This window comes from Undibacterium sp. Di27W (assembly GCF_049340345.1).
Lineage (GTDB): Bacteria > Pseudomonadota > Gammaproteobacteria > Burkholderiales > Burkholderiaceae_D > Undibacterium.
On record NZ_JBMPOS010000068.1, the window covers coordinates 1 to 1,266 of the forward strand.

Consider the following 1,266-nt stretch of genomic DNA (forward strand, 5'->3'; position numbering starts at 1 on the left):
TGCTGTACGTGGCCTAGTAGAGAGCTGAGCAAAGTCTTCTGTCAGGCGGGCTATTTGACTTCGTCCTAGTCTATCGATTGGATCAACTGGCGCTATGTAGCCCCTGGGTTTCCAGACATAGACACAATGCGCTCATTCCAGGGCGGCGCATTTACTTTGCATTACGGTCCATGAAAGCAGATTTGCTAAATTTGAGATAGATTGAAATCGATACATCTGGAAAGTCATTCATTTATAGTAGCTCGCCTGCAAAAATTGTGCCATTCTCATTAACGTAGCCACCTAAATAGGGGCCCTTCATCTTCCAATGACTCGTCGCAGGCTGGGAGTCGTCTTAGAGAAGTACCCGATTACATATGCATCAGGAAAGCTATAGCTATCCATCTCAAAATAGTAATAAATATAAAAAAAATAAACTCTCGACATTTGATTTAATAAGTCTATACTTAATTGAAATAATAATAACAATATATCTATTTGGCCTTTTAATAGGCATGTCCTTTTCGACATGTTCATCCGATTCATTTCCTGTGTTTCTACTTGTTTTTGAAAGCGATGAATAGGGATAGCTGAAGGGACATTTTCATGTCTAAAGCTTTTGTTAAAAAAGAGATTTTGGATTTTCTCGCAAAAGATAAAACAGAACAGGGTCAAGCACTTAACTTGAACGCCTTATTTCATACCCACATCATTTTCTGGAATCCTGGTCAGCAAGCCTATGTTGAACCGGCAATCACTGAATTAATTAAAGAAAATATTTTAAGACCGCAAGGAGAAAAATACTTTCTGACAAAAACAGGCTTTAATCTAATTTATCCACCATTAAACGATTTCGTGAAAGACACCGTCTTAAGTTGGTTTGAGAAAAATCATGCAAAAGAAGGGCACACTTTGGATGTACATGCTTTGTATTTAAAGCACACAATGAATTGGACGCCAAAACAAAATAGCGCATTCGAAACTGGACTCAAAAAAATGGCGAGCGAAGGATTGATAGAGATAAAAAATGGTTCTGTTACGCTTACAAAGCATGGCTTTGAGGCAAGAAATAAATCTGTTTGCGTTTCGTCACATTCATAAGCAACTTGGTTTAGATGAAATGTATGATGAAAATCCGCAATTAGGTAGTGTCTTCAAGGCTAATTGACTTCGCCAATGATGCTTGTCAATTCTTCTCATTTTTTAAAACTCCCCGTGTATTCATCGCCATCAGGCATAGCTGCAAGCTAATCAGTGCGTAAGCGTGAGTTGTCCAACCCCAAATAA

1 protein-coding gene is annotated in these 1,266 nt (G+C 38.4%); it reads left to right on the top strand.

All coding sequences use genetic code 11. From position 1 onward, the window contains the following. Positions 1-585: 585 nt before the first annotated feature. On the top strand, positions 586-1,080 hold the full coding sequence (locus ACO0LF_RS31270; protein WP_423021286.1) for a hypothetical protein: 495 nt from the start codon (positions 586-588) through the stop codon (positions 1,078-1,080). The last annotated feature ends 186 nt before the right edge of the window (positions 1,081-1,266 follow it).

Bases quoted from the DNA above. Each gene is read 5' to 3' on its own strand.
- ACO0LF_RS31270 (WP_423021286.1), top strand. From the start codon at position 586: ATGTCTAAAGCTTTTGTTAAAAAAGAGATTTTGGATTTTCTCGCAAAA.